Consider the following 21,223-nt stretch of genomic DNA (forward strand, 5'->3'; position numbering starts at 1 on the left):
TTATTAGTATGAAGAATATAGTTAAAAAACTAGCTCCGCTGGCACTGGCAGTTCTAGTGCTAACGGGCTGCGAAAAGGAGTATCTGGATACTACTCCAGCATCTGCGGTACCAAATGAAATGGTATTTGGCACAACAGAGGGTGCCACAGTAGCATTGAACGGTATCTACCGCTCTATGTGGGCATCAATGGATGGCAGCCACGGACACTTCGGTCAGAAGTCTTACGACCTGACGATGGACATGATGGGCAATGACGTGATCACTCCAGTACGTGGTTACGGTTGGTTCGTAGCAGAGTATAACCACTCTGCTTATGGCACGGCTACCCAAACTTCGCGCTCTGGTGCTACCTGGAGATACTACTACAGAACTATCAACAACGCGAACCTTATTATCGCAAACGTGGATGAAGCAGTTGGTACGCAGGAGCGTAGAGATTATCTCAAAGGCAATGCTCTGTTCCTGAGAGCACACTCTTACTTTTATCTGGTGAACCTGTTCCAGCATACTTACAAAGGCAACGAAAATGCCCCAGGTGTGCCTGTTTATACAGAGCCAACTACAGAAGGTAAAGGCCGTGGTACTGTACAGGAAGTGTACAACCAGATCCTTGCTGACCTGGATGCTGCTGAAGCCCTGTTGGCAGGTAAGACAAAAGACCACGTTTCTCACATCAACCAAAAGACAGTTAAAGGTCTTCAGGCTCGTGTAGCCTTGCAGATGGAAAACTGGGAAAGAGCTGCCACTAAAGCGAACGAAGCTCGTCAGGGTTATACGCTGATGAACGCAGCTACTTACAAAGCTGGTTTCGGTGCTTCTAACGGCGAGTGGATGTGGGGTCTTCAGATTCCGAACGACCAGTCAACAATCTACGCTTCTTTCTTCTCGCACATGGCAAACACTGCCGGTGGTTATGCAGGTCTGGGTAGCACGAAGCTGATCACGAGAGAGCTCTACGAGAAAATGTCAGTTACTGACGTTCGTAGAGAAATCGTACAGGCTCCTTCTGTTGACAACAAAGGTACTTACTACAACTACACTTCGCTGAAGTTCCGTCTGCCAGGCGCTGGTTCATGGGCAGCTGACTACGTGCTGATGAGAGCTTCTGAAATGTTCCTGATCGAGGCTGAGGCACTTGCCAGACTCGGTAGAACATCAGAAGCAGTAACAGTACTAGAGGCGCTAGTAAAAGCAAGAGATCCATTGTATGTGGCCCCTGTTCTATCTGGAGCAGCTCTAATCGAAGAGATTCTGATCCAAAGAAGAATCGAGCTTTGGGGTGAAGGTTTCTCTATCCTGGATCTGAAGCGTTTGAACAGACCAGTTAAGAGAGTTACTGGAACTGCACCTAACGGCGAGCACGTTGAGGCCCTTATCCTTGTAAAGGAGCGTTCTATCACGGATCCACAGATCCTGTTCAGAATACCTCAGGATGAGCTTAACAACAACAAAGCGCTGTCCGCTGGTGATCAGAACCCATAACAGATTCTGAATTCTTAGAATTTATAAACCGCCCCTTGCTCTGCAGGGGGCGGTTTTTTTATAACTAATATTGCAATAGCAAAAGCTATAAGTGAATCAGAATTATTAACTTATAGCTCTCAAATACAGCTGAATGTTTCTATGAAAAAATCTTATACCTATACCGCACTGGGTGCAGCATGCTTCCTGTCAGGTGCTTTTGTGATGAAGCTGGCGGATGACAAGATCACAGTGGAGGTGCTTCGGAGTGCCCAGCAAATGATCGAGTTGAATTTTACAGATGCGCAGCTGGACTCTACCACGGCCAGTGTGGCTGAATTTAGAGAAGGCTATCAACGCATCAGGACGCAGCCCTTGACCAATGATGTCGCACCTGCCTTGCAGTTCAATCCTATACCTGTCGGGTTTGAGTTTGAGCATAAGCGGGAGAAGTTTGAGGTGGAGCGCAGGAAAGGTATAAAGCTACCTGCCAACAAAGAAGAGCTCGCTTTTTATTCTGTACCACAACTGGCCGAGCTGGTACGCACAAAACAGATTAGCTCCGAGGAACTAACCAAGTTCTTCCTGGGCAGGTTGAAGCAGCATGGGCCTACTTTGCAATGTGTGACCAGTCTAACCGAAGAGCTAGCCCTGGAGCAGGCACGTCGTGCGGACCAGGAAATAAAAGCAGGGAAATACAAAGGGATGCTGCACGGTATACCTTATGGCGTGAAAGACCTGCTGGCCACTAAGCGATATAAAACTACTTGGGGCTCCGTACCCTACAAAGATCAGCAGATTGACCTCGATGCCACTGTTGTACAGCGACTGGAGCAGGCGGGAGCAGTTTTAGTTGCCAAGCTGACGCTGGGAGAATTAGCAATGGGCGATGTATGGTATGGCGGCAAAACCCGCTCACCTTGGGATACGAGCAAAGGCTCCAGTGGCTCCTCGGCCGGATCAGCCGCTGCCGTAGCTGCAGGTCTACTACCCTTTGCCATTGGAACTGAAACGCTGGGCTCTATTGTGTCTCCTTCCACAGCCTGCGGCACAACAGGGCTGCGGCCTACTTTTGGTCGGGTGAGCAGGCATGGAGCCATGGCGCTGAGCTGGTCGATGGATAAGATCGGACCCATTGCGCGTTCCGCCGAAGACTGCGCCATCGTGTTCAATGCCATCTATGGACCGGACGGAAAAGACCTGACCGTTGTAGATGCACCGTTTAATTACAACAAGAATATAGAGGCAAGAAAGCTGCGCGTTGGTTATCTGCACAAAGACTTTGACCGTGATTACCCTTTCAAGCAAAACGATAAGGCCACCCTGGAGGCGCTTCGAAAAGCAGGTATAGAACTGGTGCCGATTGAGTTGCCGAACCTACCGGCACGCGACCTGACCATGACCATCTCGGTAGAGGGAGCCGCCGCTTTTGACGAACTGACTCGAAGCGGCCGCGATAGCCTGATGGTACAGCAGCATAAGAATGCTTGGCCGAATATATTCCGGGCAGGTCGTTTTGTCACCGCCGTAGAGTACCTACAGGCGCAGCGGGTACGCTCCCTGATCATCCAGCAAATGCATGAGAAGCTGAAAGGTATAGACGTATACCTGAGCCCATCCTTCGCAGGCAGTAACCTGGTGATGACGAACCTGAGCGGTCACCCGTGTGTGGTACTGCCGAATGGCTTCCAGAAAAATGGTATGCCGACTACAATCACCTTCATGGGGCAACTCTATGGGGAGGCAAAAGTGCTGGCTTTGGCCAAGCTATACCAGGATCTTTCGAACCATGACGAGCAGCATCCGCCTATGGCGCTAAGCAGCACTAAGTAAGGTATAGTCCCCAGGCGCAAAGAGGTGGAACGCCTGCGTTTGGAAAGTTTGGATTTTATAGCTTATTTTTATCTCAAACAACAAACTAATCTAAACAACTATTATGCTTCTTAAGAAGAAAGCCCTTCTCCTGATGTCCTGGCTCGTGCTGGCTGGCGGTGCCACCGTACAGGCGCAGGAAAACAGCAGCAAGCTGAGTGTGGAGAAGATCATGCGCGACCCGACCTGGATCGGCACCGCTCCGAGCAACGTATTCTGGTCAGAGGACGGCAAGAAGATCTACTTCAACTGGAATCCGGATGCCAATCGCAGCGACTCACTTTACAGCGTAACAGCGAACGGTGGTAACCTGCAAAAGGTGAGCGCGCAGGAACGTCGTGCCTTGCCAGGTAGCTGGAACGCTCGCTACAACAGAGCCAAGACACAGAAAGTATACGAGAAAAACGGTGACCTCTACCTGCTCGATGTCAAGAGTGGCAAAACGCAGCAAATTACCAATACGGTAGAGCGTGAGAATAGCCCTTCGTTTAGCCATGACGAGAAGAAGGTTGCCTTCGTGAATGATGGTAACCTATACCTGTGGACGATCGCCAATGGCCAGTTAGCACAGTTAACTGATTTTAAAAAGGGAAATAAACCAGCAGAAGAGGGCAAAAACCCACAGCGCGATTGGCTGAAAGAGCAGCAACTGGCGCTCCTGCAGATCGTGCGCGAGCGCGAAGCAGACAAGGCGGCAGCCCAAAAACAACAGAAAGCCGACAACCCGAAAAGGCCCAAGGAGATTTACATCGGCGACAAGTCAGTGGATAACATCGTGCTCAGTCCGGATGAGCGCTACATCAGCTACCGAATTGCTACGCGCCCAAAAAGTGCCAAAGTGGCCATCGTGCCTGATTTTGTAACTTCAACAGGGTATACCGAGGACATCAACACGCGCACCAAGGTAGGCGATGCGCAGGCAACGTTCGAGTCATTTTTGTACGACATCAACCGTGACACAACCTATGCGCTGCAGGTAGGGGGCATTGAAGGTATAAACGACCAGCCGGCTTACCTCCGCGACCGCGACACGAAGGCAAGCACTGCTAAAGAACCTGCCACAAAACCTGTCAAAACAGAAGCACGTGCCGTGACCCTATTTGGCCCCGTATGGTCAGACAATGGCAAGCATGCCGTGATGGTAGCCCGCGCAGCCGATAACAAAGACCGTTGGATATTGAAGCTCGACCCGGCTACCGGTAAACTGAGCACACTTGACCGCCAGCGCGACGAAGCCTGGATTAATGGGCCAGGTATAGGCTACGGCACTGGTGACATCGGGTTCATGCCAGACAACGAGCAGGTATGGTTCCAGTCAGAGGAAAGCGGTTACTCGCACCTCTATGCCGTGAACCTGAACAATGGCAGCAAGAAGGCACTTACAACTGGCAAGTTCGAGGTTTCGGGTCCTCAGATCTCCAAAGATAAAAAGAGCTGGTATTTCACAGCAAATATGGTACATCCAGGTGAGAAGCATTTCTACAAAATGCCAATCAATGGCGGGGAATTGACCCAGTTGACTTCCGGCACTGGTGCACACGAGGTAACCCTGTCACCTGACGAGAAGAAACTGGCCATTCGCTACTCTTACAGCAATAAACCTTGGGAGCTTTTTGTGCAGGATAACAAAAAAGGAGCGAAGCCGCGCCAGGTAACCCAATCACTAACTGACGAGTTCAAGTCTTACAACTGGCGCGAACCGGAGGTGATTAGCTTTAAAGCAAGTGATGGTGAAGACGTATACGCCCGTCTATACCGTCCTGCGAAGGCGGTGGCGAATGGCCCGGCGGTGATCTTCGTACACGGTGCAGGCTACCTGCAGAATGCCCACAAATGGTGGAGCTCTTATTTCAGAGAGTATATGTTCCACAACTTCCTGGCTGACAACGGCTATACCGTGCTGGACATCGATTACCGTGGAAGCGCTGGTTACGGCCGCGACGTACGTACCGGCATCTACCAGTTTATGGGCGGCAAAGACCTAAGCGACCACGTGGATGGTGCCAAGCTGCTGGTAGACAAGTATAACGTGGATCCAAAGCGCATCGGACTCTACGGTGGTTCTTACGGCGGCTTCATCACGCTGATGGCCATGTTCACAGAGCCGGATGTGTTTGCCGCCGGCGCTGCCCTGCGATCTGTAACAGACTGGGCCCACTACAACCACGGCTATACCTCCAACATCCTGAACGTGCCGCAACTCGATAGCCTGGCCTATGCCAAGAGCTCGCCCATTTATTATGCCGAGGGGCTAAAGGGAGCACTCCTGATCTGCCACGGTATGGTGGACACCAACGTGCACTTCCAGGATGTGGTGCGCCTGACCCAGCGCCTGATCGAGTTAGGCAAAGACAACTGGGAACTGGCCGTGTACCCGGTAGAGGACCACGGCTTTACGGAGCCGGCCAGCTGGACCGACGAGTACAAACGCATCTACAAACTCTTTGAGGAGAATCTCAAAAAGTAGGCCGCACATAGAGTCAATCAAAAGAGCGCCCGGCATCAATTGCCGGGCGCTCTTTTTATGTTATCCATGAGGAGAAGTAACACTTCGCCAGAAATAGCAAATCAACTTATGCGACTTACCAAGCCTACGTCCTACGCTTCCCAACAATAGGCAGGAATTTGACCGGAAGGCGCTAAATGGATAGAGCGCCCCTTATACCCAGGTTTAGAAGGTATAGCTCAGGTTAGCCCCCTGCGAGGCGGTACCGTTAAAGGTAGGGATGATGGTTGGGCTTAGCGACAAACCGCTGTTATTAGACTTTTTGTGTAGTTGTGGCACCAAAATACCGACGGCAGAACCTACCGCATAGCCCAGCAGGTTATCACTCAGGAAGTGCTTGCCGGCCCGCAGGCGCAGGTAGCCTACGGTAGCAGGTACAGCAGCAGCTCCTAACCACACGTAGGTACGGGCAGGCGAGTCGGGGTTAAAGTCGTGAAACACTTTGGCAAAGAAAAAAGAAGCCGCGGCTGCCGCTGTGGTGTGACCGGCATAAAAAGAGTTGCGGGCATTGGCACGCATTTTATCTCCTATCTCTACATCGGGACTATACACCAAGGGCCTCGTTCGCGGATTAAAACCACTCGACAAAGTGAACAAGGCGCCTGTAATGGCCATGGTCTGCACATACATTCCAAATACCTGACCTGCGTTGCTGCGCACATCATCGTCAAATGCCACCAGCACAAGAGGAAGCGCAAAAGAACCATAGAACGGGATGTCGCTTATTTTTTTAGCCTGATCGGAGTCCCAACCAGCAGAAAAACGGTCGAAACTGTTGACCTGGTTTTTGTCCAGGTTGGCAATCTGCTCTTCGGTAAGCCCATCCTTGTCCTGCATGCGGGTGAGGCCATAGTAACTGAGGCCCATACCTGCCGCCGTAATCGGGGCGTCTACTGTAAATCTGGTTCTATAAGGGGAGTCGTTTTGGGCCAGGCTGACTTGTGCTGTCATGGCCAGGCACCATATCATCAGAATATATTTTTTCATTGTTGCGTCTTAAATGTGCAATTTTAATGATTGAAACGGGCCTATATATAAAAGGTTTTGTATAGCTTTTGTTTAGTTATGGTGCTTCGTAACAACTTTTGTCTAGCAATAGGCTTTGTAACTGATCGACTTGCTTTTATCTGTTATATACAATTCTGAAGGTATAAAGGTTGGTGGAGCAAATAGATTCTAAATGCAAGTATATCTTGTGTAAATGATCGTTTTTATTGTGGCGGAATTGCCGTAGCTTTGCAATCGCTGTCGTTTCCGGCAGTCGGTTTATACTTTGTACCTAAACCCATCATCGAGATGCCATATTTGTTCACCTCCGAGTCTGTTTCAGAAGGACACCCGGATAAAGTAGCGGATCAGATTTCTGATGCCCTCTTAGATGCATTTTTAAAGCAGGACCCACAGTCTAAAGTGGCTTGTGAAACGCTAGTTACGACAGGGCTCGTTGTGCTGAGCGGCGAAGTGAAGACGGAAGCATACGTCGATGTGCAGAAGATCGCCCGCGACGTGATAAAGCGTATAGGCTATACCAAATCAGAATATATGTTCGATGCCGACGCCTGTGGTGTGATATCGGCTATACATGAACAGTCCCCGGACATCAACCAGGGTGTGGAGCGTACCAATCCTGAGGACCAGGGCGCTGGCGACCAGGGGATGATGTTTGGCTATGCCACCAACGAAACAGACAACTACATGCCCTTGGCGCTGAGCATTTCGCACCTGCTGCTGGAAGAGCTCTCCGCCATCCGCAAGGAAGGCAAGGAGATGACCTACCTGCGTCCGGATGCCAAGTCGCAGGTGACCATCCGCTACAGCGATAACCACGTACCGGAGGAGATCGATACGATCGTGATCTCGACCCAGCACGATGAGTTTGTGTTACCGGAAAACGACAGCAATGACGCGAAGCTAGCGGCAGAGAAGCAGATGGTGGCCAGGATCAAAGCTGATGTGGACAGCATCCTGATCCCACGCGTGCTCAAGCTATTGTCGGAGCGCATCCAGAAGCTGTTCAATAACAAGATTACCTACCACATCAACCCAACAGGCAAATTCGTGATCGGTGGCCCGCACGGCGATACTGGTCTGACCGGCCGCAAGATCATCGTAGATACGTACGGTGGCAAGGGTGCCCATGGTGGTGGCGCCTTCTCGGGTAAGGACTCCTCTAAGGTAGACCGCTCCGCAGCGTATGCCACGCGTCATATCGCCAAGAACCTGGTGGCTGCCGGCGTAGCCGATCAGGTACTGGTACAGGTGGCTTATGCTATTGGTGTGGCCAAGCCGGTTGGCCTGTATGTAACCACCTATGGCTCTACCAAAGTAAAGGATGCAAACGGCAACCTGATGAGTGACGGTGAGATTGCCGAGAAGGTAAACAAGCTGTTCGACATGCGCCCGTACGCGATCGTGCAACGCTTCGGACTGCAGAACCCGATCTTCTCTGAAACAGCGGCTTACGGCCACATGGGCAGAACGCCGGGCAAGAAGCAGGTAGAAGTTTCTGTAAACGGCACCAAAGAAGTAAAAGAGTTCGAGACCTTCACCTGGGAGAAACTCGACTACGTAGACAAGATCAAGGCAGAGTTCGGCTTGTAACCGGCTTTATACCTTGCGCCATAAAAAAGGCCTGCTGAGCAATCAGCAGGCCTTTTGTTTTATACCTGAGTCAGGTATGGCAATGTTCAAACGGGCTTAGTGCGCCATTTGCTTTTGCTTGAATCGTTTGAGCTGACGGCGCATGGCCTCTACTGCCGCGTCGGCGGCGGCTTCGAAAGAGGCTGCGTCTTCTTTGGAGAATAGGGTGGAGCCTGGCACGTATAGCTTTATCTCTACAGTCTTGTTATCTGTTCCGTCGTTGTTGTTATGTTTAAGAAACACCTCGCCCTCTACCACGCGGTCGTAGAATGTTTCCAGTTTGTCTACTTTCTGCTGGATGAAATCGGTCAGCTGTCTGTCAGCCTCGAAGTGGATTGAATGCATCTGTAGCTTCATAATCGTAACATTTTATGGTTAAACTTATGCTTTTGGATGAGCCTTCTCGAAAATCGATTTCAGCTTCTCTATTGAATTGTGCGTGTATACCTGTGTGGCAGCCAGGCTGGCGTGCCCCAGGAGGTCTTTGATAGCATTGAGATCAGCGCCGTTGTTCAGCAGGTGAGTAGCGAAGGAGTGTCGCAGCACATGTGGGCTGTTATGTTCAGAAGTGGTAACCAAGCTGATGTACTTTTTAGCGACACGGTAAACGAACTTCGGATAGAGAGGTCGTTCTTTATTAGTAACGAGCAGCCTTTCCGAATTGTTATTGCCAAACAGGCTTTTCTTGTGCTCCTGATAATGCTTGATAGATTGGACGAGCGTATCGTTCAGGGGGATGATGCGCACCTTGTTTCCCTTGCCCAGCACCCGCACGGTTTTGGCATGCAGGTCCACGTCTTCGTGCGCTATACCGATGAGTTCGGCCAGTCGCATACCGGTGCCATACAGGAACTCCAGGATCAGGCGGTCGCGCTGTCCCTCAAAGTTATCTTCGAAGGTAAAGGTATCCAGAAAGCTATTAAAAGGCTCTTCCGGCACAAAGGCAGGCAGCTTCTTCGACACTTTGGGTGCCTTGATGCGCAGCATGGGGTTGGCGCTGATGCGCTGCTGGCCCAACAGGAATTTATAGTAGGAGCGGAGGCAGGCGATCTTGCGGTTAACAGAGCGGGCCTCCAGGTTTTTGTGCACAAGGGTCAGGATCCACGACCGGATGATGGTATGGTCTGCCTCGACGGGATCGGTGATCTGATAGGTGTCCTGCAGGTACTGCGCGAACTGGCCCAGATCGGTGTGGTAAGAGGTAAGCGTATGCGGGCTATACCGCTTCTCGTATTCGAGATACTTAAAAAATAATTCCATACCTTGATGTAAAAGACAGGGGTGCCTGCCATTTATACCAAGATATGGAAAAATAAAATATCTTTAAAGAAAGACTAGTAGTTTTCGTTCGCGAAAAGCTGCTGCTTGTACTTCGCTCTTTCTTTTTGCTTTCTCTTAGAAACAGATGGTTTCTCGAAGAACGTTCTCGCTCTCAGCTCTTTCAGAACACCAGTTCTCTCAAATTTCTTCTTGAATCTCTTCAGGGCACGGTCTACAGACTCGTTATCTTTTACGTTTACAATAATCATGTTTTTCCTCGCTTCTTCTGATATTTAGGGATGCAAATTTAATTAATGTTTTACTTAAAAATCAATAGTTTGGCGAAAATAATTCCGCGGACCATGCAAAAGTGCTGCAGGCACAGCCAAAACCGGCTTGCGTGCAAGTTAAAACACTTTTGATTGACAACCTATTTCAGGATGGCTCTGGAGATAACCAGTTTCTGGATCTCGCTTGTCCCCTCGCCGATAGTGCACAGCTTGGCATCGCGGTAATACTTCTCGGCCGGGTAGTCTTTCGTGAAGCCGTAGCCGCCGAAAATCTGCACACCCTCGTTCGCCACTCTTACTGATACCTCGGAGGCATACAGTTTCGCCATGGCCGATTCCTTGTTCACGTTCAGGCCGCGGTTCTTCATGTCGGCTGCCTGGTAGGTGAGGAGAGAAGCTGCTTCGATCTCAGTTGCCATATCGGCCAGTTTGAAGGAAATGCCCTGGAAGCTGGAGATCGGCTTGTTGAACTGGCTGCGCTCCTGCGAGTAAGCCAGTGCCGCCTCGAAAGCGCCCTGTGCTATTCCTAGCGAAAGCGCCGCGATGGAGATACGTCCGCCGTCCAGTACTTTCATGGCCTGAATAAAGCCCTCGCCTACCTTGCCGAGCATCTGGTCCTTGTGCACACGGCAGTCTTCGAAGATCAATTCCGTCGTCTCAGAGGCACGCATGCCCAGTTTGTCTTCCTTGCGGCCCGCGCTGAAGCCCGGTGTGCCTTTTTCGATGATGAAAGCGGTCATGCCATGGGAGTCACCCACGTCGCCGGTACGCACGATGACCACGGCCACATTGCCGCTCTTGCCGTGCGTGATGAAGTTCTTGGCGCCGTTGATCACCCAGTAGTCGCCGTCCTGCACGGCCACAGTGCGCATGTTGCCCGCGTCAGAACCCGTGTTAGGCTCTGTCAGGCCCCAGGCACCGATCCACTCGGCCGTGGCCAGTTTAGGCAGGTATTGTTTTTTCTGCGCCTCGTTGCCGAATTGCAGGATATGGCCGGTGCAAAGGGAGTTGTGCGCCGCCATGGAAAGGCCGATAGAGCCGTCGATTTTGGAGAGTTCGGCGATAGCCGTTACGTATTCCAGGTAGCCGAAGCCAGAGCCGCCGTACTCAGTCGGTACCAGCACGCCCATCAGGCCCAGTTCGCCCAGCTTCTTGAACACTTCCACCGGAAACTCCTGACTCTCGTCCCACTCCATCATTTTCGGTTTGATGTGTTTGACTCCGAAGTCACGGATCATATCGGCAATCATGCGCTGGTTTTCTGTGTAGTTAAATTCCATTTAAGTTTAGATGTTATAAAGTCGCGTGTATTAAACTGATAAACGAATAAAGGGTTTACAAAGCTAACTAAATTAGCCTGATTGCCAAATTCGGAGTTTTAGTTTCATTTAGTTGATGTTTTAACGCCGGCCATGATTTTCCTTTCGCCTAATGGAGTATCGTATAAATTCAGTAAATTGATGGTTTCGCTCCCGGGTCTTATATTAAATCCAAACGGGCTGCGTTTATTTTGATAGCGTATAATATTTGCGTTATTTTGATGTTGCGTTGCCTTGTTTGGCAACGTTTGTGTTTTGTGCCGTGTACATACGGTTGAATAGAGCAAATGATAAAGTTTTTCCAGAATCTGTTTGGCAAGGAGGAGGTGCAGGTGGAGACGCTGGGTGTGCTCGGCGTGGACATGCACTCGCACATACTGCCAGGTATAGACGACGGCGCCGCCACCCTGGAGCAGTCGCTGGAACTCGTGCGCGGCATGAAGGAGATGGGTTATCGCAAGCTGATCATGACGCCGCACATCATGAGCGATTTCTACCGCAACACGCCCGAGATCATTCGCATGCAGTTGAAAGTGCTGCAGGATGCCGTGACGGCAGAAGGTATAGAAATGGAGCTGGCTTGCGCCGCTGAGCACTACCTGGACGAGGCGCTGCTGCAGAAGCTGGAGGACAACGAGGAACTGCTCACCTTTGGCGACAACTACCTGCTGTTCGAGACTTCTTTCCTGAACGAGCCGCTCAACCTGCGCGAAGCCATTTTCCGGATGCAGTCGCTGGGCTACAAGCCGGTGCTGGCGCACCCCGAGCGCTATACCTATTTCTATGGCAAGTTCGACGACCTGGTAAAGCTGCGCGAACAGGGCGTGCTGCTGCAGCCGAACCTGAACTCGCTTACGGGCTATTACTCGCCGGGTGCCAAAATGATTATCGAGAAACTTATTGACGCCGGCCTGGTTGATTTTCTGGGCTCCGATACACACAGCCTGAAGCACATTGCCAACCTGCAGAAAGTGCTTTGCTCGAAGTATCTGGTAAAGGCCCTACAACTTCCGCTACTCAACAGTAAACTATAATCCCTTAACTCATCCTATACCCATGTCGATGGTTTTCGTGACAGGCGGCAGCGGCCTGATTGGCAGCTATCTTATACCGGCACTCGTCGCGCAGGGTCACCGGGTGCGTGCGCTATACCGTGAGCAGGTGCCAGCGGTCGCGCAGGCTGACCAGGTAGACTGGGTGGAGGGCGATATACTGGATGTTGCCTTGCTGCGAAAAGCGCTGCAGGGCGTGGAGTACGTATTTCATAGTGCCGGTCTGGTGTCCTATGCGCCGCAGGATGCCGAGCTGCTGCAACAGGTGAATGTGGATGGCACCGCCAATATTGTGGATGCCTGCCTGGATGCGGAGGAGGAGGTTAAGCTGTGCCACGTCAGCTCGATTGCCGCCATTGGCCGCAACAAGGAAGCGACGCTGCTGAATGAAACCAGCAAGTGGGACGCCGGCGATAAGCAGTCAGTCTACGCCGAGTCGAAGCACTACGGTGAGCTGGAGGTATGGCGCGGTATAGCCGAAGGGCTGCAGGCCGTGATCGTGAATCCTTCTGTGGTGCTCGGGCCCGCCGACTGGAACCGCAGCAGCACCCGCCTGTTCAAGTATGTGTACCAGCAACGCCCTTTTTACACACCGGGCAGCGCCAATTTTGTGGATGTGCGCGATGTGGTGGAGGCCATGTTGCGTCTGACGTTCTCGGATGTTTCCGGCGAAAGGTTTATTCTGAATGCCGGGCAGCTTACCTATAAGAAGTTCTTTGCGGAAATTGCCCAGGGCTTCGGCAAAAAGGCACCTTCTTTCAGAGTTTCTCCGGCGCTGGCCGAGGTGGTGTGGCGACTGGAGCATGCCCGCGCCTGGCTCACGGGAGGGCGCCCGCTCATCACAAAAGACACCGCCCGCGTGACCGCCAAAAGTCATGTGTTTGACAATCAGAAAGTTCGTAAAACAACAGGTATGGAGTTCCGGCCGCTGAGCGAATCCATTGCCTGGACGTGCCGGGGTTTGCTGCAAATAGCACAGAATCAGAGAGGTCCGGAACTGACCCGCGCAAACTAAACTATTTGCAGTTTATAAATGTAGTTAAAAGACAAGAACTGCCTTTTGCAGTTTGTGGGATATAGGAGATGAAAGAGAATTTTGACGAGCACAGCGAGGATTCTGAACTGATCATCCGGTTCGAACAGATGCTGGGGACAAACGAGACCGTTTTTTTTGACCTGACTGATTTTGAATATATTATAGACCACTATACCGCCAGCTTTGATTATAAGAAGGCGCTGCTGGCCTGTGAGTCCGCTATAGCACAGTATCCTTTCTCGACAGGGCTCCAGATAGACAAGGCGCAGCTGCTGGCCATGTCCGGCAACTTTGAAGACGCCATGGTGCTCATCGACCAAGTAGCCGAGGTGGAGCCGCAGAACCCGGATGTGCTCCTGACCCGGGGCATCATCTTCACGCAGCGCGGCGAGTACCGCAATGCCGTAGACCACTTCAAGAAAGCGCTGGCCTTTGCCGAGGACCGCGACGATATCTATTTCAACATTGGCCTGACCTATCAGAGTTGGGGCAAGTTCAGCTCCGCTATCAAGTACTACAAAAAGTGCATCGAACTGAATGTGGAAAACGAGGCAGCCATGCAGGAGATCATCTACTGTATGGAGATCACGGGCTCTATGCGCGAGGAATTGCCTTTCTTTCAGGCCTTCATCGACAAGGATCCTTACTCGTATGTGGCCTGGTTTAACCTGGGCAACGTGTACAACAAGCTGGGCTCCTACGACAAGGCCATTGCCGCTTACGACTACTCCACCATCATCAAGCCTGATTTTATCACGGCCTACAACAACATGGCCAACGCCTATGTGTTTATCGGGGAGTATACCAAAGCCATCGAAGCCTTTAACGGCATGCTGGAGCACGGCTCGCCTTCGGCAGAAGTGTTCTGCAACATAGGCGAGTGCTACGAAAAGATGCAGCAGTGGGACCTGTCACGCCGCTATTACCAAAAGGCCATTGACCTGGACCCGGAGATGGACGAGGCCTGGTTTGGCATCGGCGTGGTGCTGGATGCGCAGGGCAAGTGGTATGAGTCGGTACACTTCTTTAAAAAGGCCGTCACGCTCTACGACGACAGCGTGGATTACTGGGTGGCGCTGGCTTCGGCCGAGTACCACGTGGGCCATGTGGTGTCGGCGCTGGAGAGCTACGCGCGGGCCGCTGAGATACAACCGGAAGACAAAGACATCTACCTCAACTGGTCGATCATCCTCTACGAGCAGGGCAATTTTGAGGAAGCGACTGAAATAATTCTGAATGCGATAGAACTGCAGCCTGACGAGGCAGAGCTGTATTACAGGGCGTGCGCCTATATGCTTTCGGCAGGAAAATACCGCGAAGCATACAATTATCTGGAAAATGCGTTAATTTTGGACTTCGAAAAACATAAGCTGTTGTTCGAGTTCTTCCCTGAGCTTGAGTCTCAGCGCGCATTATCCCGATTAATTGACCAATATCGCAAATAATGAACAGTAATTATATTCTAAATGGCCTGCCAGAGCGCGAGGCAAAGCCGCGTGAGCGTGGTTTTACCATGGCCATGGACAAAGGCCTGAGCATCCGTGAAGTAGAAGACTTTCTGGACGTGGCCGGTGAGTACGTAGACATCGTGAAACTGGGTTGGGGTACCTCGTATGTGGTGCCAAACCTGCAGCGCAAGCTGGATGCCTACCGCGCAGCCGGTATACCTGTCTATTTCGGAGGCACTTTGTTTGAGGCCTTTATCGCCCGCAACCAGTTCGAAGACTACCGCCGTGTGCTCGACAAGTATAATATGACGTTCGCAGAAGTATCGGACGGCTCTATCGAAATGAATCACGAGAAAAAGTGCGGTTACATCCAGACGCTGGCTGAGCAGGTGACGGTACTGTCCGAAGTTGGCTCAAAAGACGCTGAGAAGATCATCCCGCCCTACATGTGGATCAGGCTGATGCAGGCGGAGCTGGACGCAGGTGCCTGGAAAGTGATCGGGGAAGCCCGTGAGGGAGGTAACGTAGGTTTGTTCCGCTCTACCGGTGAGGTGCGTAGCGGTCTGGTAGAAGAGATCCTGACCAAAATTCCGTTTGAGAAGATCCTGTGGGAAGCCCCTCAGAAAGCGCAGCAGGTATGGTTTATCAAACTGCTGGGTGCCAATGTGAATTTGGGTAACATCGCGCCAAGTGAGGTGATTCCGCTCGAGACGATCCGGCTGGGCTTGCGTGGCGACACGTTCACGCACTTCATCAACAACGGGCAGCCTATCATAGACGCTTAATTGAAAAACAAATAATGAAAATTGCCCATCGGGTATCCGACGGGCAATTTTTTTATGTACAGCAGTCATCATTATCGGTTAAACAAGCATGAAACGACGCTCATTAAAAGAACACTTGCTCCTCTATTTCAAAGGTATGAGTATGGGAGCTGCAGACGTAGTGCCTGGCGTGTCAGGCGGGACCATCGCCTTTATATCAGGTATTTACGAAGAGCTGCTGGACGCCATCCGTTCCGTTAACGGCGAGGCTTTGCGGATGCTCGCAAAGTTCGATATCAAAGGCTTCTGGAAGCACATCAACGGGAATTTCCTGGTTGTGCTGCTGGCCGGTATTTTCACCTCCATCCTGTCGCTCTCCAACCTGGTGCTATACCTGCTGGCCAATTACCCCATCATGGTATGGGGCTTTTTCTTTGGTTTGATAGTGGCCTCGGTTGTGGTGGTGGCTAAAAAGATAACCCACTGGCGACCCGCTACGGTCCTGTTCGGACTTATCGGTGTATTTACAGCCTATTATATTACCGTGGCCGTGCCAATGCAGACGCCCGAGGCCCTTTGGTTTATTTTCGTGGCAGGTGCCATCGCCATCTGCGCCATGATCCTGCCGGGTATTTCTGGAAGTTTCCTTCTGCTGCTGATGGCTAAGTATGAGTTCATCATGAATGCGCTCAAAGAGCTCAAGTTTGACATCATTTTGGTGTTCGGTGTGGGCTGCGTGACCGGCCTGCTGGCTTTCTCGCATGTGCTGAACTGGATGCTGAAGAAATACCACAATGTAACCGTGGCGCTCCTGACAGGCTTTATGCTGGGTTCGCTGAACAAGGTATGGCCCTGGAAAAAAACGCTTGAAACATACACCGACCGTCATGGCGAAGTGAAGCCGCTCCTTCAGGAAAACATACTGCCGGGCCATTATACCCAACTGACAGGCGAGAGCTCATTTTTGCTTTACACGGTGCTGCTGGCCATTTTCGGTTTTTTGGTGGTGTACCTGCTCGACCGCATCGCCGAGCGCCCTGCCGGCAAGGTATAGCCATCCCTGAATCGAAAAAGACATGCGCAAATTCGGACTTATCGGCAAAAAACTCGGGCACTCCTTCTCGAAGCGCTACTTCTCAGAGAAGTTTGCCCGCGAAGGTATAGCCGATGCTGTTTACGAGCTTTACGAACTGCCCGAAATTACCGGATTCCCTGACCTGCTGGCGCACGAGCCTGAGTTGGTGGGGCTGAACGTGACGGTGCCTTACAAAGAAGCCGTGATCCCATACCTGCACGAGTTAGACGTAAGTGCCGCCCGTATAGGCGCTGTGAATACCGTTAGAATAGCGGATGGCAGAACTAAAGGCTACAACACCGACTATATTGGTTTCAGGGATACGCTGCAGCAGTTTTATCCGGCGGGTGAGGATGCCAAAGCGCTTGTGCTCGGAACGGGCGGCGCGGCCAAAGCCGTCTGGGCCGCCCTCGACGAACTGGCTATACCTTATACCTCCATCTCCCGAAACCCCGCTCAAAATCAGCTGCATTACGAGGCCGTAACACCGGAAGTACTGCAGGCTTATACCCTGATTATCAATACGACACCGCTAGGGATGGCTCCTGACACAGGAAGTGCTCCGGCTATACCTTACGATGCCCTCACACCGGGACATTATCTCTACGACTTAGTCTACAACCCCGAGGAAACCCTGTTCCTGCAAAAAGGCCGCCTGGCCGGGGCACATACCCTCAACGGCCTGCCGATGCTCCATGGACAGGCCGAAGCTGCCTGGAAAATCTGGACAAACGAATAGCCTGAATAAAATATTGCGTATATTTTATGTTATCATGAAACTTTCTGGTAGTGCTGCTGCGTAAGGAGAAATAAACCACCCTCTTACCCTTACACCCATGATGCAGCTGACCCACCTTCGCCAAAAAGCCCATGAGATGAATGCGGAGATTTACGCCCTATACCTGTCTGCCCGTCACCCGGAGGTAAGATGGTATGTGCCGCTTCTGCTGGCTGTGGTCATCGGTTACGCTATTTCCCCCATCGATCTGATTCCTGACCTGGTGCCGGTCTTCGGTTTCCTAGATGATGTGGTATTGGTGGTACTGGGAATACATACTGCTTATCAACTGGTATCTAAAAATATTTTGGGGCAAGCCCGGCTGCACGCCTACGAGGTGCTGAGCCATGATGGCGAGGGGGCCTCCGGCGCTTACCAGATCATCGGCTATACCTGGATTTTGATCGCTGCCCTTTTCTCGATCATGTTCTACAAACTTTTGTTCCTAACAGTCCTCTAGAACCTCTCACCTTAAATAAACCCGGCGAAGGCCTTTCCATTTTGGAGAGGCCTTTGCTGTTTATGCACAACTTTATCTTGTGGGAATATTTAATATTAATATATTTACTGTGCAATTGTTCTTGGTGCGCTTTTATGCCATCCACCAGAGGTGAAGAAATATTTTTTTGTGCTTGCAACCATTGCCTCGCTATGGGAATCATAGGAGTGGAGCTAAAAGGAAAGGCGTTTGAAGCTTTTTACAAAACCTAAGTCAGACGAGGAGAAACTCATAGAGGGGTGCATTGCCGGCAAGCGGGACATGCAGCGACTGCTCTATGACCTTTATTCGCGCAAGATGATGGCGGTTTGTATGCGCTACGCCCCCACCAGCTTCGAGGCAGAGGATATGATGCAGGAAGGGTTTGTGAAAGTGTTTGCCAACATTCAGAAATTCAAGCGGGATTGTCCGCTCGAGTTTTGGGTGCGCCGCATCATGATCAACACAGCCCTGAAGCAGCTGCGGCAGAAGTCGCTCATGACCGTTTCACATGAAACGGAGGAAGTGGGCAACATCGCGTCGGAGGGCGTCAACCTGACGGGCTACTCCATGGATGAGCTGCTCGGCATGATCCAAAGCCTGGCCCCACGCTACCGCATGGTGTTCAACCTGTACGCCATCGAGGGTTACAATCACAAAGAGATAGGGGAGATGCTCGGCATTTCCGAAGGTACATCAAAGTCACAGTATTCACGCGCCCGGGCCATCCTGCAAGGTATGCTCGAGCGCCAGGAGAAAATATATCAAGAGCATGTCATCAGCCAATAACCATAAGCGAAACTCACTGGAAGACGAATTCCAGCGCCGCCTGTTCGATGCTGAGGCCAGGCCTGCCCCGGACCTATGGGCCCGCATCGACCACGACCTGACCGTACAGGAAAACAAGGATTACAAGAAGCGGGCAGTGTTTTACCGGCAACTTGCCGCCGCCTGCTTTGTGCTGTTTGCCGTAACCGGCGCCCTGCTGGCCTACTACTACAGCGGCAGCCTGAACCAGCCCGGAACTCAGCCAGGTATAGCCGCCGTGCCGGCAACCAAACCCGCTACTACTCCGACTACCGTGGAGGAGGCCATGCAAGTCTACGCCACCCAGCAAGAGGAAGCTGCAGCCAAGGCCTATACCTATACTGAACAAACAGCCACTACCAAGCAAGCGGCAAAAGCTGTAGGTATACATCAAGGCGAGCAGCCTGTACCTGCTGAAGTGACCATACCTAACGACGGCCCACAGGCAGGCGATTACTTCAACGTGGCGCCGGGCTACAGTCCATACCTGGGCTACACGCCAATGCCGGGCCGTAGCAGAGGCTATGTGTCGGGCGGCTTCCCGGGCAATGCTGCTGGCGCTACGCAAGGCAATCTTTTTGCTCCCGGCAATCGCTATACCCAGATCATCACCTGGGAGAGCATAACCATCACTTTCGGCAACAACGCGCCAGCTACAGGACAGCAAATCCCATTAGAAGGCCAGTCGCTGGCAGCCAGGCCTAAGTCGTTTGTTGAGATGAATGAGGCACACCAGGCTAGCAGCCAGCAGGCAGCGGAAGTAGCGCAGAGTAAACTTGCTGCCCAACAACCGAAAAGCGTGGAAGCGGCAACCAGTGCAAACAGCCGCTGGAGCCTGAATCTGGCATACGTGCCATCTGTGTTCGAGCAGAACATCGGTTTGCCAGACCCACTTTCCATGCCACCACAGAACAGTGCAGATAGGTTCAGCCTGGCGGCGGCAGGGCCAAGCGTCAATGCCTCGAAAGAGTCTTTCCAGAATATATCGGCCGCCCGTGATGAGTATAAAGAAAGCACACAGCCGGCCTACTCCTATGCAGTAGAGGCGAAAGCCGGGTTTAAATTAAAGAAGAAGTTGAAGCTGCTGACAGGTATAGGCTACAGCGAGAGCAAGTCACGCTCCAGGTCTAACTTTATCGTGCGCCAGTTCTGGACGAAACCGCGCTCCAACGAGCGCTACGAACTCAGCCCGACCACCTACTTCACGTCGGCACTAAATGATGGCTTCTCGTCTGACTCGGTGAGTGTGGCCCGCACGGGCGACTCGTTTGATACCGAATACAAGTACCGCCACCTGACCATGCCCGTAGGCTTGCAGTACGAGCACGACATCAACAAAGACTGGTTTGTGTATGCCGCCGCGGGTGTGGCTGCCAACTTCCTGCTGGAATCCAGCGTTTCGGCGTCTAACCAGGAGGTGCAGTCAGTAAATTACACCGCCGATGACTACGACTCGCCTTTCCGCAACGTGCAGTTCTCCGGCAATGGCTCTGTGGGCGTTGGCAAACGCATTTCGCCTAACCTGACCCTGGCACTTGGCCCGGAGGTGCGCCATTACTTCAATACCCTGGTGGCAGACCCCGACAAAGCCGCCGCACCACAGGGAAAACCCTACGCCATCGGCATGAACATGAGCCTGAACTACCAGCTGGGCAACTCCCGAAAATAATTTTGCGATTTTTTTAAAGGCCTTGCAACCCTTCTGCGCCAATTGGAATCATAAGAGTATAGAGTGAGTGATTGGTTGATTTTAGATAAAAGCGCTATGCAAATGATGCTGTTCATGAGATCCGTTCTGCAGACCCTGGTTGCCCTGGTGGCTGCCGGCCGTGAAAATATATCAGGGTGGTATGTATTGCTGGCGCTTTTACTCTTCTCTGTGCTGCTCTCGGGCTGCGCGGTACAAGACAATTCCCTTTTAGGCGCTTTCTAAACGTCGCCTTCTGTACTATGAAAAAGATGTTGTGGTGTGCGGCTATGGCTATTGTGCTGTCGGGTATGGCGACAGGCTGCGCAAAATCAGATGAAGACATGCAACCGGTAGTAAATGAGAAAGGGCTGCGCGAGTCCGTTCAGGGCAAGTGGCGCATCGAGCGCGTGAACAACAAACTGTGCCGCAGTGGCAACTGCACCTCGGTGATGTACACCGGCACTGCAAGCGACTACTTCGAGTTTAAGGCAGACAGCGCCTTCCTGCAACGTGCAAGCCAGCAGAACGCCAAGAGTGTGTACCGCGACAGTTTTAAAGCCGACTACTCGCAGCCAAACGCGTTTGTGCTGAGCAATTTCGGATGGTCAGCTCGGTTCCATGTCCTGCACCACGACCAACGCATGCTGGTGCTGGAGGGAACCTATTACGGATCTGACCCAAGCGCCATCTTTACAGATACTTATTATTTATACAGATAAAAGGGCTCCTGACGCAACGCAAAGGT

At 51.8% G+C, this 21,223-nt stretch carries 20 protein-coding genes; 15 read left to right on the plus strand and 5 right to left on the minus strand.

Annotated elements, in window-relative coordinates; translation table 11 throughout:
* Positions 1-8 precede the first annotated feature (8 nt).
* The 3 genes from Q4E40_RS04320 to Q4E40_RS04330 all read left to right on the plus strand — a co-directional run bounded on the left by Q4E40_RS04320 (position 9) and on the right by Q4E40_RS04330 (position 5,802).
* Positions 9-1,484, plus strand: coding sequence for a RagB/SusD family nutrient uptake outer membrane protein (locus Q4E40_RS04320; protein WP_303410282.1), 1,476 nt, complete (start codon positions 9-11; stop codon positions 1,482-1,484).
* A 141-nt stretch (positions 1,485-1,625) separates the two neighbouring features.
* A complete protein-coding gene (locus Q4E40_RS04325) occupies positions 1,626-3,296 on the plus strand; it encodes an amidase (RefSeq protein ID WP_303410283.1) in 1,671 nt (556 codons plus the stop codon).
* A 103-nt stretch (positions 3,297-3,399) separates the two neighbouring features.
* Entirely contained in the window at positions 3,400-5,802 is a 2,403-nt protein-coding gene (locus Q4E40_RS04330; RefSeq protein ID WP_303410284.1) for a prolyl oligopeptidase family serine peptidase, read from the plus strand.
* A gap of 204 nt (positions 5,803-6,006) precedes the next feature.
* Here Q4E40_RS04330 and Q4E40_RS04335 read toward each other — a convergent pair whose 3' ends face one another.
* Positions 6,007-6,828 carry a phosphatase PAP2 family protein gene (locus tag Q4E40_RS04335; protein ID WP_303410285.1) on the minus strand — a complete coding sequence of 274 codons (822 nt, stop codon included), beginning with the start codon at positions 6,826-6,828 and terminating at the stop codon, positions 6,007-6,009.
* 309 nt (positions 6,829-7,137) lie between these two features.
* Between Q4E40_RS04335 and metK the strand changes: the two genes are divergently transcribed.
* Positions 7,138-8,442: a methionine adenosyltransferase gene (gene metK, locus Q4E40_RS04340; RefSeq protein WP_303410287.1), complete on the plus strand. Its 1,305-nt coding sequence runs from the start codon at positions 7,138-7,140 to the stop codon at positions 8,440-8,442.
* A 96-nt stretch (positions 8,443-8,538) separates the two neighbouring features.
* On the opposite strand, the gene hpf is transcribed toward metK, so the two are convergent.
* The 4 genes from hpf to Q4E40_RS04360 form a co-directional block, all read right to left on the minus strand.
* The gene (gene hpf, locus Q4E40_RS04345; RefSeq protein WP_188501498.1) at positions 8,539-8,838 is read right to left on the minus strand and encodes a ribosome hibernation-promoting factor, HPF/YfiA family; all 300 of its coding nucleotides are present in this window, start codon (positions 8,836-8,838) and stop codon (positions 8,539-8,541) included.
* Positions 8,839-8,862: 24 nt separating this feature from the next.
* Positions 8,863-9,741 (minus strand): tyrosine-type recombinase/integrase, encoded by an 879-nt coding sequence (locus tag Q4E40_RS04350; protein ID WP_303410289.1) that lies wholly within the window; start codon positions 9,739-9,741, stop codon positions 8,863-8,865.
* 74 nt (positions 9,742-9,815) lie between these two features.
* Positions 9,816-10,010 carry a 30S ribosomal protein S21 gene (gene rpsU / locus Q4E40_RS04355; protein ID WP_007653500.1) on the minus strand — a complete coding sequence of 65 codons (195 nt, stop codon included), beginning with the start codon at positions 10,008-10,010 and terminating at the stop codon, positions 9,816-9,818.
* Between the two features lie 161 nt (positions 10,011-10,171).
* On the minus strand, positions 10,172-11,311 hold the full coding sequence (locus Q4E40_RS04360) for an acyl-CoA dehydrogenase (protein ID WP_303410293.1): 1,140 nt from the start codon (positions 11,309-11,311) through the stop codon (positions 10,172-10,174).
* Positions 11,312-11,637: 326 nt separating this feature from the next.
* Here Q4E40_RS04360 and Q4E40_RS04365 point away from each other — a divergent pair, with 326 nt between their 5' ends.
* The 11 genes from Q4E40_RS04365 to Q4E40_RS04415 all read left to right on the plus strand — a co-directional run bounded on the left by Q4E40_RS04365 (position 11,638) and on the right by Q4E40_RS04415 (position 21,197).
* Positions 11,638-12,384 carry a tyrosine-protein phosphatase gene (locus Q4E40_RS04365; RefSeq protein ID WP_303410294.1) on the plus strand — a complete coding sequence of 249 codons (747 nt, stop codon included), beginning with the start codon at positions 11,638-11,640 and terminating at the stop codon, positions 12,382-12,384.
* A 22-nt stretch (positions 12,385-12,406) separates the two neighbouring features.
* Positions 12,407-13,417, plus strand: a complete 1,011-nt coding sequence (locus tag Q4E40_RS04370; RefSeq protein ID WP_303410296.1) for an NAD-dependent epimerase/dehydratase family protein — start codon at positions 12,407-12,409, stop codon at positions 13,415-13,417.
* Positions 13,418-13,485: 68 nt separating this feature from the next.
* Positions 13,486-14,883, plus strand: a complete 1,398-nt coding sequence (locus Q4E40_RS04375) for a tetratricopeptide repeat protein (RefSeq protein WP_303410297.1) — start codon at positions 13,486-13,488, stop codon at positions 14,881-14,883.
* Positions 14,883-15,671, plus strand: coding sequence for a phosphosulfolactate synthase (locus Q4E40_RS04380; RefSeq protein WP_303410298.1), 789 nt, complete (start codon positions 14,883-14,885; stop codon positions 15,669-15,671). Before Q4E40_RS04375 ends, Q4E40_RS04380 begins: the two co-directional genes overlap by 1 nt.
* A gap of 88 nt (positions 15,672-15,759) precedes the next feature.
* Positions 15,760-16,704 carry a polyprenyl-phosphate transporter gene (locus Q4E40_RS04385; RefSeq protein ID WP_303410299.1) on the plus strand — a complete coding sequence of 315 codons (945 nt, stop codon included), beginning with the start codon at positions 15,760-15,762 and terminating at the stop codon, positions 16,702-16,704.
* Positions 16,705-16,726: 22 nt separating this feature from the next.
* Positions 16,727-17,464 (plus strand): shikimate dehydrogenase family protein, encoded by a 738-nt coding sequence (locus Q4E40_RS04390; RefSeq protein ID WP_303410300.1) that lies wholly within the window; start codon positions 16,727-16,729, stop codon positions 17,462-17,464.
* A 97-nt stretch (positions 17,465-17,561) separates the two neighbouring features.
* Positions 17,562-17,963: a YkvA family protein gene (locus Q4E40_RS04395; RefSeq protein WP_303410301.1), complete on the plus strand. Its 402-nt coding sequence runs from the start codon at positions 17,562-17,564 to the stop codon at positions 17,961-17,963.
* 228 nt (positions 17,964-18,191) lie between these two features.
* Positions 18,192-18,770, plus strand: a complete 579-nt coding sequence (locus Q4E40_RS04400) for an RNA polymerase sigma factor (RefSeq protein ID WP_303410302.1) — start codon at positions 18,192-18,194, stop codon at positions 18,768-18,770.
* Positions 18,754-20,457, plus strand: coding sequence for an outer membrane beta-barrel protein (locus Q4E40_RS04405; RefSeq protein WP_303410303.1), 1,704 nt, complete (start codon positions 18,754-18,756; stop codon positions 20,455-20,457). The genes Q4E40_RS04400 and Q4E40_RS04405 overlap by 17 nt, the downstream gene beginning before the upstream one ends.
* Positions 20,458-20,553: 96 nt before the next feature.
* Entirely contained in the window at positions 20,554-20,721 is a 168-nt protein-coding gene (locus tag Q4E40_RS04410) for a hypothetical protein (protein ID WP_303410304.1), read from the plus strand.
* Between the two features lie 17 nt (positions 20,722-20,738).
* Complete coding sequence (locus Q4E40_RS04415) at positions 20,739-21,197, plus strand: hypothetical protein (RefSeq protein ID WP_303410305.1); 459 nt, start codon at positions 20,739-20,741, stop codon at positions 21,195-21,197.
* The last annotated feature ends 26 nt before the right edge of the window (positions 21,198-21,223 follow it).

The sequence above is a fragment of the Pontibacter coccineus genome, assembly GCF_030546575.1.
GTDB lineage: Bacteria > Bacteroidota > Bacteroidia > Cytophagales > Hymenobacteraceae > Pontibacter > Pontibacter coccineus.

What these genes read in the sequence shown, in the direction of transcription:
- Q4E40_RS04320 (WP_303410282.1), top strand. Translation starts at nt 9, where the DNA reads ATGAAGAATATAGTTAAAAAACTAGCTCCGCTGGCACTGGCAGTTCTA.
- Q4E40_RS04325 (WP_303410283.1), top strand. Translation starts at nt 1,626, where the DNA reads ATGAAAAAATCTTATACCTATACCGCACTGGGTGCAGCATGCTTCCTG.
- Q4E40_RS04330 (WP_303410284.1), top strand. Translation starts at nt 3,400, where the DNA reads ATGCTTCTTAAGAAGAAAGCCCTTCTCCTGATGTCCTGGCTCGTGCTG.
- Q4E40_RS04335 (WP_303410285.1), bottom strand. Translation starts at nt 6,828, where the DNA reads ATGAAAAAATATATTCTGATGATATGGTGCCTGGCCATGACAGCACAA.
- metK (WP_303410287.1), top strand. Translation starts at nt 7,138, where the DNA reads ATGCCATATTTGTTCACCTCCGAGTCTGTTTCAGAAGGACACCCGGAT.
- hpf (WP_188501498.1), bottom strand. Translation starts at nt 8,838, where the DNA reads ATGAAGCTACAGATGCATTCAATCCACTTCGAGGCTGACAGACAGCTG.
- Q4E40_RS04350 (WP_303410289.1), bottom strand. Translation starts at nt 9,741, where the DNA reads ATGGAATTATTTTTTAAGTATCTCGAATACGAGAAGCGGTATAGCCCG.
- rpsU (WP_007653500.1), bottom strand. Translation starts at nt 10,010, where the DNA reads ATGATTATTGTAAACGTAAAAGATAACGAGTCTGTAGACCGTGCCCTG.
- Q4E40_RS04360 (WP_303410293.1), bottom strand. Translation starts at nt 11,311, where the DNA reads ATGGAATTTAACTACACAGAAAACCAGCGCATGATTGCCGATATGATC.
- Q4E40_RS04365 (WP_303410294.1), top strand. Translation starts at nt 11,638, where the DNA reads ATGATAAAGTTTTTCCAGAATCTGTTTGGCAAGGAGGAGGTGCAGGTG.
- Q4E40_RS04370 (WP_303410296.1), top strand. Translation starts at nt 12,407, where the DNA reads ATGTCGATGGTTTTCGTGACAGGCGGCAGCGGCCTGATTGGCAGCTAT.
- Q4E40_RS04375 (WP_303410297.1), top strand. Translation starts at nt 13,486, where the DNA reads ATGAAAGAGAATTTTGACGAGCACAGCGAGGATTCTGAACTGATCATC.
- Q4E40_RS04380 (WP_303410298.1), top strand. Translation starts at nt 14,883, where the DNA reads ATGAACAGTAATTATATTCTAAATGGCCTGCCAGAGCGCGAGGCAAAG.
- Q4E40_RS04385 (WP_303410299.1), top strand. Translation starts at nt 15,760, where the DNA reads ATGAAACGACGCTCATTAAAAGAACACTTGCTCCTCTATTTCAAAGGT.
- Q4E40_RS04390 (WP_303410300.1), top strand. Translation starts at nt 16,727, where the DNA reads ATGCGCAAATTCGGACTTATCGGCAAAAAACTCGGGCACTCCTTCTCG.
- Q4E40_RS04395 (WP_303410301.1), top strand. Translation starts at nt 17,562, where the DNA reads ATGATGCAGCTGACCCACCTTCGCCAAAAAGCCCATGAGATGAATGCG.
- Q4E40_RS04405 (WP_303410303.1), top strand. Translation starts at nt 18,754, where the DNA reads ATGTCATCAGCCAATAACCATAAGCGAAACTCACTGGAAGACGAATTC.
- Q4E40_RS04410 (WP_303410304.1), top strand. Translation starts at nt 20,554, where the DNA reads ATGCAAATGATGCTGTTCATGAGATCCGTTCTGCAGACCCTGGTTGCC.
- Q4E40_RS04415 (WP_303410305.1), top strand. Translation starts at nt 20,739, where the DNA reads ATGAAAAAGATGTTGTGGTGTGCGGCTATGGCTATTGTGCTGTCGGGT.